Raw genomic sequence first — 17,646 nt, forward strand, 5'->3', positions numbered from 1 at the left:
CTTGCGACCACACAACATCAAACAACCAAACATCCACCCTAAGAGCGCGACATACAGACGTCCGTTCGCCGAAACAAACCAAACCGCCCGCATATCTCTTCAGATATTAGCAATGTCAAAGAGCAACCCAGAAGACAAACAACCAGACCAGTGCGCCCTAAACTAACGGCGCGCCCGCCCTGATATACCCCTGAATTATCCAACTTCCAGACCAACCAGACCAAAGCCCGCTAACCCTTCCGTAGTCCCAACGTCCGCCTCAGCAACGCCGGTGAAGGGGTATTTAGAGTCGACGCCAAAGGTCCGCAAGAGGAAAAAACCAGGAAAACGGAAAATTTGTCATAATTCCGTTAACTCACTGAATTTATGAAGTTTAAATCCTAAACATATCGGGGTGCAATCGCCTTGCATCCGTCTGCCCCCATGTCCTGTGACGTACCTCGGACCTTATCCACAGGCTTACCCACACATGCCCCTGCGTCACCTTGGGGGCAGCGCGCGAGTCACCGCCCTTTCCAGACCGGATCGCGCTTTTCAGCGAACGCGCGCGCGCCCTCCATTTGATCTTCAGACGCGTACAGCACATCGACACTCGCCAATTGCCGTTTGGTGATCCGGTTCATCATGTCCTGAAACGCCGTATCCTCGGACTCGCGTACGATGTCCTTGATGGCGGCGTAGACAAGCGGCGGACCCGATGCCAACAGCGTTGCCATTTTGCGCGCTTCGATCATGAGTTCCGCTGCGGGATGGATATGGTTGACGAACCCCCAACGCGCCGCCTCTTCGACGTCAAGCCAGCGACCGGTCAACAACATCTCCATCGCGATGTGATAGGGAATGCGCTTGGGCAGCTTTACCGAGGCTGCATCCGCCACAGTGCCAGACCTGATCTCGGGCAGCGCAAAGCTCGCGTGGTCGGCGGCAAGGATGATATCGGCACTCAGCGCCAGCTCCAAACCGCCACCGCAGCAGATGCCATTCACCGCGGCGATCACCGGCTTATTGAGGTCCCGCAATTCCTGCAGACCACCAAAGCCGCCAACCCCGTAATCGCCATCCACAGCATCGCCTTCGGACGCCGCCTTGAGATCCCACCCCGGACAGAAGAACTTGTCCCCTGCCCCAGTGATGATCGCCACACGCAAGTCCGGATCATCGCGGAACTCGCGGAACACCTCGCCCATCGCCCGGCTGGTCATCAGGTCGATCGCGTTGGCCTTAGGACGGTTCAGCACCACTTCGAGCACATGGCCGTCCCGTGTCACGTGTAAAGGACTGTCCATCATCGCTCCTCCCGGATCAGTGCATCCGCCACCACCGCGCGGGTCGGGGTGACGATCAGCGGATTGATTTCAATTTCGGCCACCCGGCCTTCTTGCGCAACCACGTAGTCTTGCACACTCATGATCGCCGCAATCAGTGCCGCGCGGTTGCCGGCTGGTTTGCTGCGGTAGCCGTGAAGCAGTGGCGCGATACGCAACCCGTCCAGCGCGGCACCGATCTCGGTCTTGGTGGCAGGAAGCAACAGATGACACGTGTCTCGCCACAGCTCGGTCAACACCCCCCCGGCTCCAAGGGTCAGCACATAGCCATGTGCCGGATCGGCGACGATGCCCACCAGAATCTCGACGACACCGTCAGATATCATCTCTTCCATATAGTAGTTGTCACATGGCATCGCAGACGCGGCCTTTCTGACCGCGTCCGCACTATGCAGGTTCAGCATGACGCCACCGACATCCGATTTGTGCGCTACGCCCCGCGCTTTCAGCACCACAGGCAGCATGGGTTCCGCCAGACGTCCTGCTTCTTCGGATGACGTCGCAAGCGCATGGCGCGGTACGTCCAGACCGCAAAGCGCCAGGATGGCTTTCGCTTCGGCCTCGTCACGCATGGTTGTGTCGGTGTGCGACGCGGGTTGTGGGATCGCACGGTCTGTGTCGGTGGTTTGGCGTGGTTGGTAGAGACCCGCCAACGCATCAAGCGCGGCATCCATACCGTGCAATGGAAGGATACCTGCCTGCATAAGCCGCGCGGACATATCTTCGGGTAAGGATTCAGACAACGATGTGAGAAGCGCGATCCGTTTGCCGGTTCGCTGGCGCGCCATGATCGCGGCCTCCTCGACACAGTCCCATGCATCGGTCTGGCACCGATCCTGTCTGGGAAAATCCACGACAATCACCGTCAGCGCCGCAGGACCGGACGCCATGATCGCGTAGACCTCGGCCATCTTGGGCGCGTCATTCCAGATGAAGGTGTGATAGTCGAGCGGATTGGCACGGGTGACCAACGGGCCGAGCACCGCTTCAAGTGCGCAGTCCTGTGCCTTGGTCAGTGGCGCAAAGGTCAGCCCGCGAGCATCGCCGCCATCGGCCATCAGGCTCGCCTCGCCACCAGAGCAGGACAAAGACGCAATGGCCCCTGGCGTGGTTGGCCCATAAAGATGTGCGTGTTTCAGCGCTTCGATCAGCGCATCGAGCGACCGCACTCGCAGAATGCCCAAGCGGTCGAACAAGGCACCGGCCCCGGCATCAGATCCGGACAGCGACGCCGTGTGCGACAGCGCGGCGGTTTGTGCGGCCTCGGAACGCCCGGATTTGAGCGCGATAACGGGTTTGCCAAGAAGGTGCGCGTCTTGCATCAGAGATTGCAGCGCCTTGAGATCGCCCACACCTTCTATATGCAGGCCAAGAGCGGTGATCCTTGGGTCTTGGATCAGGGTTTGCGCGATCTGGCTCAAACCCATCTGGGCCTGATTTCCTGCTGTCCCGACGAATGCGATGGGCAGGCCGCGCCGCTGCATCGACAGATTCAACGCAATATTGGAGCTTTGGGTCAGGATCGCTACACCGCTTTCGACGGGGATCAATCCGTGCACATCCGGCCAAAGAGCCACTTTGTCGAGCGCGTTGACGAAGCCGTAGCAATTGGGCCCAACAATCGCCATGTCACCCGCCGCCGAAAGCAAGGCGGTGTTCAGCTCTGCCCCGTCGCCCGTTTCGGCAAAGCCACTGGCGAAACACACTGCCCCACCGGCCCCCTTGGCGGACAGATCACGCAGGCAGTCGATGGTGGCGGTGCGATTCACCCCGATAAAACAGGCGTCCGGTGCCGCTGGTAAATCCGCAATACTTCGGATCGCACCTTCGGCATTTGGGTGCACATGCCAGACCGGGCCTTCGAACCCGATCCTATCAAGAGCGCCAATGACCGACCGGCACCACGCACCGCCGCCGATCACGGCAACGGAATCCGGACGAAACAGACGGTTCAGGTTACCCATCATGAGGCGTAAACCCGTCGTGGCGTTTCCGGGTACGGAAACGGCTGGGGCTCTGCCCCAGACCCCGAGGTATTTTGGGCCCAAAGAAACATGGCGTTACGCACCCAAAGGCCGCAGCAGATCACGGCTGATGATGTGGCGTTGGATTTCAGACGTGCCGTCCCAAATACGCTCCACGCGCGCATCGCGCCAGAAACGCTCAATGGGGTAATCGTCCATCAACCCCATGCCGCCATGGATTTGTAACGTCGCATCCGTAACCCGCGCGAGCATCTCGCTTGCATAGAGTTTTGCGCTGGCGATTTCACGATTTGCCGGCAGGCCCTGATCCAAACGCCAAGCCGCGGACAGCGTCAGCCAATCGGCCGCGTCGATTTCGGTGATCATGTCAGCGATCTGAAAGCTGACCCCCTGGAACTTGCCGATCTGCTGGCCGAACTGTTTGCGCTCGGCGGCGTAGGACAGCGCATGGTCGAAGACGCGCCGCGCGCGCCCGACCGACATGGTGGCGACCGTGATCCGCGTGGCATAAAGCCATGTGTTCATCACTTCGAACCCGCCATCCACCGCGCCCAGCACTTGCGCATCGCTCAAGCGGCAATCGTCGAATTCCAGAATGCAATTCTTGTAGCCGCGGTGGCTGACGGATTTGTACCCGTCCCGCACGGTGAACCCGGGATGACCACGATCAACAAGGAAACAGGTGATCCGCTTCTTCGGTCCCTTCGGGGTCTCATCAACTCCGGTCGCCACGAAGACGATGAAGAAATCCGCGTGATCCGCGCCTGAGATGAAATGTTTGGTCCCATTGACCACCCAATCGCCGCCATCGCGCCGGGCGGTGCAGGCCATGCCGCGCACATCCGATCCGGCCTCGGGTTCTGTCATGGCCAGCGCGTCCATCCTTTCGCCGCGCACAGCAGGCAGAAGGTAGCGTTCTTTCTGGTCGCCCTCGCAGGCCATCAGGATGTTCTGTGGCCGCCCAAAGAAATGCGTAAGTGCCATGGACCCGCGCCCCAGTTCCCGTTCGACGAGCGCGAAATCAAGATGGCCAAGGCCCGCGCCGCCCACCTCTTCGGGAAAGTTGCAGGCATAGAACCCAAGGTCGATCACCTTGCGCTTGATCTCCTGCGCCACGTCATGCGGCACCTCACCCGTTCGTTCCACCTCGATCTCATGCGGATAGATCTCGCGTTCGACAAAGTCGCGCACAGTGGAGACGATCATCTCCTGTTCATCGCTCAGTCCGAAGTTCATTGAGACACCTCTGCATGCGATGCCGCTAGCCGCTCCACCGCCTCCAACACCTGCGGCAGCGGCGGACAGGAACGGCGGGTCTCAAGCGACACGTGAAGCAGGAACTGGTCGCACGTCGCCAAGACAGCCTCGTCTGACGCCCGGTGCATCTGGTGCCACAGCTTGAGCTTTTTCCCCTGCCCGATCATCACCCGCGTGGTGACATAGATGTCTTCGCCTGCATGGGTCTCATTGAGGTACTTGATGCTTGTCTCAGCGGTGAAATAGCTGTTGCCCGCCGCGATATAGTCCCGATCCGCGCCGATATGGGTCATCAGTTCTTCGGACGCATCGCTGAACAACTGGCCATAGCGGCCTTCGTTCATGTGGCCGTTGATGTCGGTCCAGTCGACAGGCACCACGCGGCGTACCGTAACCAACGGAACACCGTCGCCCAACGGCCCCCGCAACGCAGTGTCGTGGTCGAGGATCAGCTTGCCTGCCGCAGCCCCCTGCTGCTTCAACGCACGCAGGATGGCGACAAGGTTGTTGTCCCTGAGACGCTCCAGATCGCGGATGCCCATATGCCCCGACTGCGCGTCGGACTGGCCTGCGATCAGGTCGACCAGCTCATCCGTGAATTCGGGCACATCGGTCAGTTTGGTCCACGGCCATTGCAAGCACGGCCCGAACTGCGCCATGAAATGCCGCATCCCAGCTTCGCCACCCGCCACGCGATAGGTCTCAAACAAACCCATCTGCGCCCATCGCAGACCGAACCCGTAGCGGATCGCGTTGTCGATCTCTTCGGTAGTGGCGATGCCGTCTTTGACCAACCAAAGCGCCTCGCGCCAGACCGCCTCGAGGAACCGATCGGCGATATGGGCATCGATCTCGGCCCGGACGTGCAAAGGATACATGCCAATCTGTGTCAGTATGTCCTTGGCGCGGTCGACAATCTGGGCATCCGACGCAGCACTGGGCACCAGTTCGATCAACGGCAGCAGGTAGACCGGATTGAACGGATGCGCCACCATGATCTGGCCGGGGCGCGCGGCCCCCTCTTGCAACTCAGACGGTTTGAAGCCGGAGGTCGAAGAAGCCAGCACAGCCTCAGCCGGACAGGCCGCCTGAATTTCAGCAATCACCCGGTGCTTGATGTCGAGCCGCTCTGGCACGCTTTCCTGTATCCAGTCGGCACCCGTCACCGCCTCGGCCACTGACCCAAAATAAGTGATCGCCCCACGCGTGGGCATCGGCGCCTCATAGAGCATCGGCAAAACCCGCGCGGCGTTGCCCATCACCTCACCAATCTTGCGTTCCGCCTCGGGGTCCGGGTCAAAGACACGCACCTCCCACCCCATCAGGGCAAATCGCGCGGCCCAGCCGCCGCCAATCACGCCACCGCCGATGATGGCCGCTATTTTGGTCATGGTGTCAAAGTCTCCGTATGTCCGTCGATGGCCAGGATCTGGCCTGAAATCCGTTTCGCTTGCGGCGAGGCCAGCCACGACACCGTGTCCGCCACATCCTCTGCCGTCACCCAAGAGCGCAGTGATACGCCTTTGACGTAAAGCGCGCGCACTTCATCATGGCTCTTTCCCGAAGCTGCGGCTTCCATCGCCACCACCCGGTCCATCCGGTCGCCTTCGACCGCACCCGGGCAGATCGCGTTGACGCGCACGCCAGCTGGACCAAGCTCCATCGCTAGGGTCTTGGTCAGGCCGACAATGCCCCATTTCGCCGTTGCGTAGGGAGATCGCAGCGGATAGCCGAACTGCCCGGCGGTCGAGGAGGTCAAGACAATCAGCCCCTGCCCCGCCGCCCGCATCCGACGCGCGGCCCAACGACATATGAGGAAAGTGCCCGACAGGTTCACCTCGATACAGCGGTTCCAGTCGGCAAGGCTCAGGTCTTCGATCCGTCCGGCAGGCCCGCCAATTCCGGCATTGGCGCAGACGACATCCACGCGGACCCAGCCCGCGTCGATCTGATCGAAGAACGTTTGCATCTGCGCCTCATCAGTTACGTCAGCCACGCAGGCGATCTGGTCGGGATGCGCCCCGGCGAATTCCAAAACTGCGTGCGGATCGGCATCACAGATCGCAACCCGGTCACCTTCGGAAAGGAACCGTTCGGCCATGACCCGACCAAGGCCCGATGCTCCGCCGGTGATGACGACATGCCTCATAGCCGCGCCGCCACGGCTTGGGCCATCGCCGCTCCCATCGCATGGTGTGCGGCCGCATCCCAATGAACGCCGTCATCGGGCGACACGGTGACCACTGATCCCGCATCGAAAAACCCGACACCCTGCCGCGCTGCCGCCGCGGCGATAAATGCGGTCAAGCCGTGCTGCCGGTCTCCGGCCCCGGCAAACACGTCCTTCAACACGCCCGCTTCCCGGACAGGCACCGGTGACACCAGAAGAATGTCCTTCACCACGCCTTCAGCTCGTGTGGCAAGAACCATCCGTTCCAGTGAACGCGATATTTCGAAAGCGGTCACTGAAAACCGATGCTTGAGGTCATTGGTCCCAAGCATCAACACCATCAGGTCAATCGGCGCATGGCTTTGCAAGATTGCAGGCAACACGGTGAGACCATTGCGCATTCCGCCTTCCACGATATCGTCATGTACTGTTGTCCGGCCCGGCAGCCCTTCCGAGATCACCTGATGGGCTGGACCCAGCGCCTTGGACATCACATCCGGCCAGCGATCGCCCGGCGCATGTCGCGCAAACGCGCCCAGCTTTTCCAACGGGGTTGTTCCGTGGGTTTTGCTGTCGCCGTAGCACAAGATAACCGCCATCTCAGCCTCGAGGCGCGCGTTTGGTGAGGCCAAGCTTGTCCCTTACGGCCTGCGGCCCCATGATCCGAGCCCCCATGCCTTCGATCACACCGACGGCCCGTTCAACCAATTGCGCGTTGGTGGCAAGCACACCCTTTTCCAGCCAGAGGTTGTCCTCAAGCCCCACCCGAACATGACCACCTGCCAGAACCGCAGCGGCGGCATAGGCCATCTGGTTCCGCCCCAGCGAGAACGCGCTGAAGGTCCAATGATCCGGCACGTTGTTCACCATCGCCATAAACGTGTTCAGGTCGTTCGGCGCGCCCCATGGCACCCCCATACAAAGCTGGACCAAAGCCGGATCTTCAAGGATGCCTTCTTTGACCAGTTCCTTTGCAAACCACAGATGGCCGGTATCGAATGCCTCGATCTCGGGCTTCACACCCAGATCAGTCATCATCTTGCCCATCGCACGCAACATGCCGGGGGTGTTGGTCATCACATAATCGGCTTCCGCGAAGTTCATCGTACCACAGTCGAGGGTACAGATCTCGGGCAGGCATTCCGCGATGTGCGCCACGCGTTCTTCTGCGCCCACCATGTCGGTGCCATTTGGATTGACCGGCAATGGCGCGTCAGTGGAGCCGAATGTGATGTCGCCGCCCATCCCCGCGGTAAGGTTCAGCACCACGTCTACATCCGCCTCACGAATGCGATCTGTCACCTCGCGATAATACTCAACCTTCCGCGAGGGCGCTCCGGTCTCGGGGTCGCGGACATGACAATGGACAATTGCCGCACCCGCCTTCGCTGCCGCAATGGCACTCTCGGCGATCTCTTTCGGAGACCGGGGCACATGCGGGCTTCGATCCTGCGTGCCGCCCGATCCGGTGACGGCGCAGGTGATGAAGACCTCTTGTGTCATGGCTAGCGGCATGGTGATCCTCCCTCGTGTTTGGCTGGAGTTTGGCACTGGATTTTCCATCAACCATGCGGATACGGTCAGCTTCATGCAAAACCCGCCAGATTCCTCTGCCGCGCGGTTGAAAATCGGGTTCCTGCTGATCGACCGGTTTTCCAACCTGTGCCTGTCCAACGCGCTTGAACCCTTGCGGGCGGCCAATAGCTTTGCTGACGCGCCGGTTTATTCATGGGCGTTCTACAGCTTGGATGGTGATGCGGTGCGGTCAAGCTCTGGAATGGCGGTTTTACCAAATGGCAAAATCAGTGATCTGACACGCGTGGACCGGCTCTATGTCATTGCAAGTTATGGACATCTTACAAATGACACACCCGCAACGCGGCGCGCTTTACAGCAGGCAGACCGGCGCTGTGGCGCGATGTTCGGGCTGGATGCGGGGGCTTGGCTGATGGCGTCGGCGGGGTTGCTTGCGGGGCGGCGGGCGACGGTGCATTGGGATCTGCTCGACGCTTTTTCCGAGCGTTTTCTGGATGTTGACGTCGAACAGGCGCTCTGGGTCGAGGATGGCGATGTGCTGACCTGTGCCGGCGCTTCGGCGACGTTGGGGCTGAGCCGTCATCTGATCGCGCGGGATGTGGGGGCGGCGGTGGCTTTGGATGTGGATGCGCTCTTTACGCCGCCGGTGCGGAGCGATGCGCTGCCGTCAATCCGGGATCCGCTGCTGACCCGCGCGACGCGGATCATGCGCGAGAACATAGAGCAACCGATTGATATACATGACCTTTCCACACGCCTGAACACCAGCCCGCGCACCCTCACACGGCGCTGTCAGGCGGTGTTGGGGATGACGCCGGGGCGGTTGTATCGGCATATTCGGTTGAGTGTGGCGAAAGCGTTGGTGGAGGGGTCTACGGCGAGCATTGCGGAGATTGCGGTGCGGTGTGGGTATGAAGACCCCACGGCGCTGACGCGGGCGTTTCGGCAAAGGTTCGGCGCAGCGCCGCGGGCGTTTCGTGGCGAGACCGCCAACAAACCGTCGCAATAAGACCACAATTTCAGTGCATTAGCGCTCCATGTCAGACCGCCTGGGGAGGCTTTATGCGACATTATCCTGACCTGCAGAACGCAGGTCACACCGATCAACGTCGGGCAAAACTGTTTGAATTGCACCGTCAGGAACAGCTTCAGACGGGGTCTGGACGGGCCTATCCGGCACCGGAAATGCAGCGCCCGGACATCGCGCTGGCGCTTCGGGAACGGGCAATCCGTACGCTTCGACCCCGCGATCCGTACAATTCATCCGTACGGTAGAGGCCCTTCCGTACGGTTCATCTGTACGGTTGGACCCGTTTCGTACGGTTGAACCACAAAACTGCGGTGAACCGTACGGTTCAGCCTTTGAACCCGGTCGCGACGACGAATTTTTCGGAACTGTCGGACCGGGACGCGGGCGGCTTCACGTTCACCACCTTGGTGAAGCGCTGCTTGAGAAGCTGCTGCAAACTGCCCTCTGCCCCGCCGGCCAGAACCTTGGCGACGAAGGTGCCGCCCTCTTCGAGAACGTCGAAGGCGAAATGGGCGGCGGTTTCGCACAGGTGGATGATGCGCAGGTGGTCGGTCTGTTTGTGGCCCGAGGATGAGGCGGCCATGTCGGACATGACGACATCGGCCTTACCCCCCAACCAGTCCTTGACCTGATCATCCGCACCTTCATCGAGGAAATCGAGCTGGTGCAATTCGCAACCGGCAATCGGCTCCATCTCTTGCAGGTCGATGCCGAGGACGGTGCCGATCTTTTTGCCCTGCCGTTCGCCAAGCGCGTTCACCCGTTTGACGGCGACCTGACACCAGCCACCGGGGGCACAGCCCAGATCGACGACGCGGGCGCCGGGGACGAGGAAGCGGTACTTTTCATCCAGTTCGAGAATCTTGTAGGCGGCACGGCCCCGGTAACCTTCGGCGGTGGCGCGCTTGACGTAAGGGTCGTTCAACTGCCGCTGGAGCCAACGGGTCGAGGACAGTTTACGGCCCCGCGCGGATTTTACCTTGACCTTGAGGTCACGCTGTCCGCGCCCGGAGGTGTTCTTGCCGTCTGGTGTCTTGCCGGTTGGGGTCTTGCCGGTCGGGGTCTTGGCCATGGGAGTGCCCTTTGGTGTGGTTTGGAGGGCGGTGTAGCATGGGTTTGGGGGAAGGTCATGGGGGACACGTGCTTGAGAGTAAAACCTCCAATGCTTGTCTCTTTCAACTATCCCGCGAGCCAACACCAGATGTAGTTGTGCACAAAGCAGCCTTATACTAACAAAACACTCAACCCGAGGTTTAGAAGGCATAACAAAATTGCAGGATTACATTCCCAATGAAGTCTTAGCCATAATTGAGTCGGAAGCTTCAGACGCATGGCAAGAGGGACGCATAAGAAAAGCTCTCAAAACTGCACGATCTTCCGCCTATGTCTACCGCAAGCGAAATAGACGAAAATTACCCGAGACCACAAACAAGATAATCAAAAAAGCAATTAGATCAGAGAACAAACATGTTTCACGGCTTGCAAGAAGAATAATCTTGAGAGCTAAAGGGCGCATACGGGGAAAAGTCACTTTTGACTCATTTCCACCTTCAGCTTTAATGGCAAAGATGAAAAGATCCATTTTACTAGATGGATTATACCCAGAAAGGCGGACCGAATGGACTCCTATTTACAAGCGCATTAAATCTCGTGAGACAGATGAGATCAATGTCGAAAATTTCTGTTTTCTTAGCAATCCGGAAAAAACCTTGGAAAATCTAGTTCTGATTTGCAGGGCTGAGGCCAAGTTTCTGTCCTCCAAAATAAACTTTATCGACGAAATATGCCTTGATATCGGTGCCTGGCTTGTTTTGGCAGCCGCTAGAAGTGATATGGCTCCTGTGTTTTCAGGTGGCGAAATAAGCAATTCAATAACAAAAGTAATCTCTTCGCTTGGCCTCAAGCAATTGCTCCGGTTCTCTGTGGAAGCCGAACACTCCCATGAGAAAGATATTTGGTCTTTTCCGCTTAGAACTCGCCGTCGTGCAGGTTCTTCAACATCACTAACTCAGCACATAGACCCGCAAGCGGCGGAGAAAGTTGGGGGTGAGTTGTGTGACGCGTTAAATGAATGGCTCGGCGAGTGCATTGATCACGAACTGACTACACAAGGACGGCGGAGCGTTAAGAAAATTGTTGGAGAAACTCTAGACAATGCTGAGCGACACAGCAGACGCGAGTACGAGAACGATGGCGATTGGCTGCTCACGGGCTTCATGGCGAAGAGGGAGGGACCGAACGGTCCGTTATTCAGATTTCAACTAGCATTCCTCAGCATAGGATCGTCGATTTCAGACACGATACAAGATGCACCTTCCGTGATCATTCAGGAAATGGAAAAGTACGTTAGAATGCACGCCACAAGTATGCCGAATCATAAGTTCGCAGAGCAACACCTCCGCACTGTTTATGCTCTTCAAGATACTGTTACTCGAGACCACAGTGCTGCCGCCGAGGGTCGAGGAGGAACAGGCTTCCGTGACATCATCTGTCTATTCAGTGATCTTGCCTCGCTTGAGGCTCAGAATAACGACGCAAGCCTTTGTATTGTTTCTGGTAGGACTTGCCTACATATAGCTCACGAACATGCGGAGGCGGCGTTTCCGGCACCGGGGGAACGATTTAACATATGGCTTAACGAGCACAACCGTAAGGAACATCCACCTCTCCCATACACAGTGAAAGATCTTGCAAACCAGTTCTGTGGTACACTAGTAACCATGGGCTTTACATTGGATCGAGGATTCTTGGAGCGTGCTAGCGATGACCCAGATTGATCTCAGCCGTCTGACGCGTAACGAAGTGACGATGTTGACAGGTCACCCTCGTGGCTTGTCGGCACGCGAGCTGTTCGACTTGGATTCGTTGGATTCCTTCGATGAACCGGTGGACATAGTTGCGCCAACAAACTTAGACACCATCACACCATCCTTCGTGCAGGGCTTCCTCGCTGGCTCTCTTAGTCATATGGGAGTTGAGAAGCTGCGTTTGAAGTATCGCCTCTCAAAGCTGCCTGATGTATTGCGGGAAGACTTTGAGACAGGAATACAAAGACTCCTGCTACACAGGCAAGGCTTGGAGAAAGCAAACTGACCGGTGGCGCTCAAAACGTCACCGATTGGTTTGATGTTGCGACTACACTGGGCGCGTATTTGGGCCTTGTAGCGCTCGCAATTGACCATATTTTAGTTAGAAGAGAAGTTAAACGCAGCAAAAAAGTTGATGAATTTCATAGGTCGATCGAACTTCCTGTTCGCGACGAACTCAATCGAATTGCCGATTTTTCGACTGACGTATCTGATTGGCAATTCGACCGAAATGGACAAACTCGTGAAGCCATAGTGTCATCGGGCATTCGGCTTAGCAGAAAGCTAAATCAAGCGGTGAACATGCTGGCAATCTCGGGCTTCGGATCACGCGAGAGTTGGCTAGAAATAAATACAGAAGACGTTGATGGTTTGCTAGCCGAACTATCCGATATCTCAAACGATGATCGCAAGAACCTCGTTGCAGCCACTTTGATAAGAAATTTGGATCGCCTAGAATCCAAATTGACCGACGCAGTTAAAGAAAAAAAAACCTCAATAGCTAAGGCTGTTTGCAACTCCCTAGGCGCGACGCCACGCGCTTGACCGCCTCTCCCATTGCTGGACGAGGCCGTATTCGATGCTCAGCATCACTCCGGTGAAGGCCAGCGCGTAGGCCATGACGGTCGCGGTGTCGAAGAGCTGAAAATAGAGGTGGATCTGGAAGCCGACGCCGTTGGAGCGGCCGAGGAACTCGACCACCAGCACGATTTTCCAGATCACGGCCAGCCCGTTGCGGGTGCTGGTGGCGACGAACGGCCCAAGCTGGGGCCAGATGATGTGGCGCAGGCGGGTCATGGGGCTGAGCCGGTAGACCTGTGCCATGTCGCGGACGCCTCGGTCGAGGGTGCGGACGCCTTCGCGGATCGTGACGGTGACCATGGCGGTCTTGTTGAGGGCGACAGCGATGATGGCCGCGACCTCGTTCAGGCCGATCCAGAGGTAGCAGAGCACGATGATCACCAGCGCGGGCAGGTTCAGGAAGACGGTGACCCACGGGTCGAGCCACATGTTGAGCCGCTCGGACCGGCCCATGGCGAGGCCAAGCGCCATGCCGACTGTCATGGCAAGGGTGAAGGCCAGAGCGACGCGGCGCAGGGTGTTGGCCATGTGATACCAGAGGTCTCCGGAGGCGCTTTCCTCGGCGATCTCGTGCCAGACGGCCCATGGGGTTGGCAGGATGTCGGCGTCGTTCATCGCCCAAGCGCCCAGCGTCCAGGCGGCGATCAGCAGGGCGAGCGAGATCAGGGTGACATGGGGTGGTGCGCGCATGGGGGGAGCATAGGGGATTCTGTGGTGGCGTGGCTGTTGGACGAAGGTCCAATAGGGCTGTGCGGGCGGCGCTTTTATGGTCGCGGTCATGGGAAGATTCCGTTTTATTCTTGCCGCGGTTTTGTGGTGTGTGAGCGCAGTTTGCGCGGTCGGTGAGGTTTTGTCGGAAGACGAGATCGCGGGGCAGATTTACGCACCGATGAGCCTTGGGGCGCTGATCTCGGACAATGGGGTGTATGAGCTGCTCAATTCGGGCGGTGCGCATGCGGGCTATGTGTTCCAGACCGAGCCGATGGCCCCCCTGCCCGGCTTTTCCGGCGCGCCGATCAATGTGCTGGTGGTGCTGGATCTGGACGGGCGGTTTCTGGATGTGCAGCTGTTGGACCATAACGAGCCGATCTTTGTGTCGGGGTTGGGTCAGGCGCCGTTTCACGCGTTCTTCGAGCAGTATCGCGGGCATTCGATCAGCGACTCACTGGTGGTGGGCACGCCTTATGGGGGTGCGACCGGTGGCGGCGGGTTGATCTATCTGGATGGTGTGACGAAGGCGACGGCGTCGATCCGCATCGCGCATGAGAGCGTGCTGGCGGCGGCGTTGCAGGTGGCCCGTGAGAAGATGCAGGGGATCGCGTCAGGGCCGCCTGCGTATCCGGACCCCGAATACGTCGAGGTGCTGAGCTGGGACGATCTGGTGACGCAGGGGCTGATCACGCGGCGGGTGGCGACGAATGCCGAGGTGCAGGCGCTGTTTGCGGGCACGGTGTGGGAGGATGACGACGCGGAGGCGCTGGATGAACCGGATGCGCCCTATCTGGATCTGTGGATCGCGGATGTGGGGCCGTCGTCAATCGCGCGGGTGCTATTGGACGCGGACACATTGGAGGAGTTGGATCGCTTCATGTCGATCTCGACCTTCGACGAGCCGATCCTTGTGATCGAAACGGCGCGGCACGGGTTGGTGAGCGAGGATTTCGTGCGCAACACCGCGCCCGACTGGATTGGGGCGGAACAGGACGGGTTCCCGGTGGCGTTGCGGGATGCGGATCTGTTTGTTCAGCTGAGCGATGCCGTGCCAGACGACTTGCACGACGGTGTGGCGATGATTCTGCGCACCGACCGGCGGCTGGGGTTCGATCCGACGCGGGACTGGACGATGAGTGTCGACGCGGTGCGGGAACATGGGATGTTTCAGCCCGAGATCGGATCGGTGCAGCTGACCACAACCCATGTGACCGATGAGAGGTTCTTTGCCCGCCCAGTGGTGGTCGAGAAACTGCCACCTTGGAAAGAGGCGATCCTGAACCGTCAGTCAGACCTGATCGTGTTGGCGGTGTTGCTGACACTTCTGGTGGCGGTTCTGCTTGGTGCGCAAAGTTGGTTGGCGGGACTTGCTGCATTTACACCCGTGCGGCTGGGAATTTTGGCGGCAATGCTTGGGTTCGTGGGATGGTGGGGACAGGGCCAATTGTCCATCGTGACCCCGCTGGCCATGCTGCAAACATCGATGGCGGGCGGGTCGTATGCCTTCTTGCTCTACGATCCGTTCTCGCTGCTGATCTGGGGTGCGGTGATCCTTGGGTTCGTGCTGTGGGGGCGCGGGCTTTTCTGCGGTTGGCTTTGCCCGTTCGGCGCGATGCAGGAATTTGCGCACCATCTGGGTCGACTTCTGCGCCTGCCTAAAATTGAACCGAGTGCGCGCTGGGATGCGCGGCTGAAATCCCTGAAATACATCGCTTTGGCCGGATTGGTTGCAATCACGATCTTCGCCCCATCCTACATGGACAAGGCCGCCGAGATCGAACCGTTCAAGACGGCGATTACCACCTTCTTTGTCAGGGAATGGTATTACGTCGCTTATGCCGCGCTGTGGCTTGTGCTGGGGATGTTCGTCTTCAAAGGGTTCTGCCGCTACCTTTGCCCGCTGGGGGCACTGATGGCCATCGGTGGCGTGCTCCGTCTGCGCCGGTGGATTCCGCGCCGCGAGGAATGCGGATCGCCCTGCCAGCTGTGCCGCGTCAAATGCAACTACGAGGCCATCGCGCCAAGTGGAGAAATCCAGTATTCCGAATGCTTCCAATGCCTTGATTGCGTGACCATCCATGATGATGCGGATCAATGCGTGCCCTTGATCCTCAAGGGCCGTGCTGCGCGTCGTGCCCCGCGCAATCTGGGCCATCCCAACACGGTGCCTGCCGAATGAAACGACGTCGCTTCCTGACCCTTGCCGCGGCCTTTGCCTGTGCCCCTGCCATTGCGCGCGCCGACACATGGTCGGGTCAGGCGCTGGGGGCGGATGTGTCGGTGACATTGCACGGGCCACGCGAGATGACGCAAAAGGCGCTGGCAGATGTGCCACGCCTGCTGGTCAATTTCGAAGAAGCGTTCAGCCTGTTTCGCCCGACCTCGCACCTGAGCCGGCTCAACATGATGGGACGGCTGCGCGATCCGAATGCGCTGATGCGGACGCTTATGGTACGGGCGGATGAGGCCCATCGCCTGACCGGCGGGCTATTCGATCCGACGATCCAACCACTTTGGGAGGCGCTGGCAAAGGGCCGCGACACCGCCATCGCACGGTCAGCCCTTGGCTGGAACCGGGTGCGCTATTCCGACCGGATGATCGAATTGCAGAGCGGTCAGGCGCTGACCTTCAACGGGATTGCGCAAGGCTTTGCGACCGACGTGATGCGGCTTTTACTGCGCAAACACGGCGCTGAGACAGCGCTTGTGAATATCGGCGAACACGCTGCGATGGGTGGCCCCTTCACATTGGGCATCGACGACCCGGTGCATGGTCATCTGGGTACAAGAGAGTTGCGCGATATGACCATCGCCACATCCAGCCCCGCCGCGATGTCGCTTGGAACCCGTGCGCATATCCTTGGTCCACGCGGTGAAACGCCGATCTGGTCCACGGTCAGCATCGAAGCAAAATCAGCCACAATGGCGGATGCGCTGTCGACGGCGGCCGTGTTCATGGAGCGGGACGCACTTGAGCACTTGAAGGTTGCCGCAGGGTTGCACCGCATCACGCTGGTCGACGCGGATGGCAACATCCAGACAGTCTGATCTTCTCTGTTTCAAAATGGCCTCTGGGGAGTCGCCCTTGCGCGACGGGGGCAGCGCCCAAAACGAAAAAGCCCCGGCTCGAAAACCGGGGCTTTGTCATTTCACGTCGTCACCCAGATCAGCTTGCGGCAGCAACCGCCCGCTTGGTCATGACGGCCACAAGATGGGCGCGGTATGCGCCCGAGCCATGCAGATCCGAGATCATGCCATCGCCCGACGGTGCCGCAGGCACCGCGTCCGCCGAGAAGTTCGACGAGAGTGCGGCTTCTGCCTCGGTCCAGCGGAACACGCCCTCTTCGGATGCGCCGGTGACCGCGACACGAACGCCGTCGGCGAATTTGGCGACAAACACCCCGACCAGCGCAAAGCGCGAGGCGGGCTGTTCGAACTTCATGTAGGCGCTTTTCTCAGGCACCGGGAAACGGACCTCGGTGATGATTTCACCTTCGTTCAGGGCTGTTGCGAACATGCCCTGAAAGTAGTCATCCGCCGCAATCGAGCGGGTGTTGGTCACGACGGTTGCACCTGATGCCAGAACCGCCGCCGGATAGCAGGCAGACGGGTCATTGTTGGCCACACTGCCGCCGATGGTGCCACGATTGCGGACCGCCGGGTCACCGATATTGCCCGCAAGCGCTGCGAGGCCCGGATAAGCGGACGCCTCTTTTGCGACGGTGGCGTGGGTTGTCCCACCACCGATGCAGAGCGCGCCGTCATCATTGGTGCAGACACCTTTGATCTCGGCGATGCCCGACAGGCTGACCAGCACGGACGGGGCCGAGAGGCGTTGCTTGAGTGTCGGGATCAGGGTCTGACCGCCGCCCAAAGGCAGCGCTTCGTCTGTACCGAGTGCGGCAACCGCGTCTGCGACCGATGTGGGCCGTTGAATGTCAAAGCTATACATGTGCTCAGCCCT

At 59.3% G+C, this 17,646-nt stretch carries 17 protein-coding genes; 7 read left to right on the forward strand and 10 right to left on the reverse strand.

What is annotated here, in order from left to right; all coding sequences use genetic code 11:
* Positions 1-503: 503 nt before the first annotated feature.
* From MCRY_RS13890 to bcoG, 7 genes are all read right to left on the reverse strand, one after another.
* Complete coding sequence (locus MCRY_RS13890) at positions 504-1,289, reverse strand: carnitinyl-CoA dehydratase (protein WP_138487995.1); 786 nt, start codon at positions 1,287-1,289, stop codon at positions 504-506.
* Positions 1,286-3,292, reverse strand: a complete 2,007-nt coding sequence (locus MCRY_RS13895; RefSeq protein WP_085630901.1) for an acetate--CoA ligase family protein — start codon at positions 3,290-3,292, stop codon at positions 1,286-1,288. The genes MCRY_RS13890 and MCRY_RS13895 overlap by 4 nt, the downstream gene beginning before the upstream one ends.
* A 93-nt stretch (positions 3,293-3,385) precedes the next feature.
* On the reverse strand, positions 3,386-4,546 hold the full coding sequence (locus MCRY_RS13900; RefSeq protein ID WP_085630903.1) for an acyl-CoA dehydrogenase family protein: 1,161 nt from the start codon (positions 4,544-4,546) through the stop codon (positions 3,386-3,388).
* Positions 4,543-5,958: a carnitine 3-dehydrogenase gene (locus MCRY_RS13905; protein WP_085630905.1), complete on the reverse strand. Its 1,416-nt coding sequence runs from the start codon at positions 5,956-5,958 to the stop codon at positions 4,543-4,545. Before MCRY_RS13905 ends, MCRY_RS13900 begins: the two co-directional genes overlap by 4 nt.
* Entirely contained in the window at positions 5,955-6,716 is a 762-nt protein-coding gene (locus tag MCRY_RS13910; protein WP_085630907.1) for an SDR family oxidoreductase, read from the reverse strand. The genes MCRY_RS13905 and MCRY_RS13910 overlap by 4 nt, the downstream gene beginning before the upstream one ends.
* The gene (locus tag MCRY_RS13915; RefSeq protein WP_085630909.1) at positions 6,713-7,336 is read right to left on the reverse strand and encodes a GDSL-type esterase/lipase family protein; all 624 of its coding nucleotides are present in this window, start codon (positions 7,334-7,336) and stop codon (positions 6,713-6,715) included. Before MCRY_RS13915 ends, MCRY_RS13910 begins: the two co-directional genes overlap by 4 nt.
* 1 nt (position 7,337) lies before the next feature.
* Complete coding sequence (bcoG, locus tag MCRY_RS13920; RefSeq protein ID WP_085630911.1) at positions 7,338-8,252, reverse strand: 3-dehydrocarnitine:acetyl-CoA trimethylamine transferase BcoG; 915 nt, start codon at positions 8,250-8,252, stop codon at positions 7,338-7,340.
* On the opposite strand from bcoG, the gene MCRY_RS13925 reads away from it, so the two are divergent.
* Together MCRY_RS13925 and MCRY_RS13930 are read left to right on the forward strand one after the other, a co-directional pair.
* Positions 8,239-9,282, forward strand: coding sequence for a GlxA family transcriptional regulator (locus MCRY_RS13925; RefSeq protein ID WP_238939990.1), 1,044 nt, complete (start codon positions 8,239-8,241; stop codon positions 9,280-9,282). The two genes, bcoG and MCRY_RS13925, sit on opposite strands and share 14 nt — an antisense overlap.
* Before the next feature lie 53 nt (positions 9,283-9,335).
* The gene (locus MCRY_RS13930) at positions 9,336-9,548 is read left to right on the forward strand and encodes a hypothetical protein (RefSeq protein WP_085630913.1); all 213 of its coding nucleotides are present in this window, start codon (positions 9,336-9,338) and stop codon (positions 9,546-9,548) included.
* A gap of 80 nt (positions 9,549-9,628) precedes the next feature.
* Here MCRY_RS13930 and MCRY_RS13935 read toward each other — a convergent pair whose 3' ends face one another.
* Positions 9,629-10,375, reverse strand: coding sequence for an RlmE family RNA methyltransferase (locus MCRY_RS13935; protein WP_085630915.1), 747 nt, complete (start codon positions 10,373-10,375; stop codon positions 9,629-9,631).
* A gap of 199 nt (positions 10,376-10,574) precedes the next feature.
* On the opposite strand from MCRY_RS13935, the gene MCRY_RS13940 reads away from it, so the two are divergent.
* From MCRY_RS13940 to MCRY_RS22610, 3 genes are read left to right on the forward strand one after another with little or no spacing between them, the layout of a single operon-like run.
* Positions 10,575-12,080, forward strand: coding sequence for a hypothetical protein (locus MCRY_RS13940; RefSeq protein ID WP_138487993.1), 1,506 nt, complete (start codon positions 10,575-10,577; stop codon positions 12,078-12,080).
* Positions 12,067-12,396, forward strand: a complete 330-nt coding sequence (locus tag MCRY_RS13945; protein WP_085630919.1) for a hypothetical protein — start codon at positions 12,067-12,069, stop codon at positions 12,394-12,396. The genes MCRY_RS13940 and MCRY_RS13945 overlap by 14 nt, the downstream gene beginning before the upstream one ends.
* Positions 12,397-12,455: 59 nt before the next feature.
* Positions 12,456-12,935, forward strand: coding sequence for a hypothetical protein (locus MCRY_RS22610; protein ID WP_138487992.1), 480 nt, complete (start codon positions 12,456-12,458; stop codon positions 12,933-12,935).
* Here MCRY_RS22610 and MCRY_RS13950 read toward each other — a convergent pair.
* The gene (locus tag MCRY_RS13950) at positions 12,912-13,751 is read right to left on the reverse strand and encodes an ABC transporter permease (RefSeq protein WP_338087191.1); all 840 of its coding nucleotides are present in this window, start codon (positions 13,749-13,751) and stop codon (positions 12,912-12,914) included. The two genes, MCRY_RS22610 and MCRY_RS13950, sit on opposite strands and share 24 nt — an antisense overlap.
* On the opposite strand from MCRY_RS13950, the gene MCRY_RS13955 reads away from it, so the two are divergent.
* Together MCRY_RS13955 and MCRY_RS13960 are read left to right on the forward strand one after the other, a co-directional pair.
* On the forward strand, positions 13,750-15,861 hold the full coding sequence (locus MCRY_RS13955; RefSeq protein ID WP_139834102.1) for a 4Fe-4S binding protein: 2,112 nt from the start codon (positions 13,750-13,752) through the stop codon (positions 15,859-15,861). The genes MCRY_RS13950 and MCRY_RS13955 overlap by 2 nt on opposite strands.
* Positions 15,858-16,730, forward strand: a complete 873-nt coding sequence (locus MCRY_RS13960) for an FAD:protein FMN transferase (RefSeq protein ID WP_085630925.1) — start codon at positions 15,858-15,860, stop codon at positions 16,728-16,730. Before MCRY_RS13955 ends, MCRY_RS13960 begins: the two co-directional genes overlap by 4 nt.
* 118 nt (positions 16,731-16,848) lie before the next feature.
* On the opposite strand, the gene MCRY_RS13965 is transcribed toward MCRY_RS13960, so the two are convergent.
* Positions 16,849-17,634, reverse strand: coding sequence for an FAD binding domain-containing protein (locus MCRY_RS13965; protein WP_085630927.1), 786 nt, complete (start codon positions 17,632-17,634; stop codon positions 16,849-16,851).
* Positions 17,635-17,646 lie beyond the last annotated feature (12 nt).

This window comes from Marivita cryptomonadis (assembly GCF_002115725.1).
GTDB lineage: Bacteria > Pseudomonadota > Alphaproteobacteria > Rhodobacterales > Rhodobacteraceae > Marivita > Marivita cryptomonadis.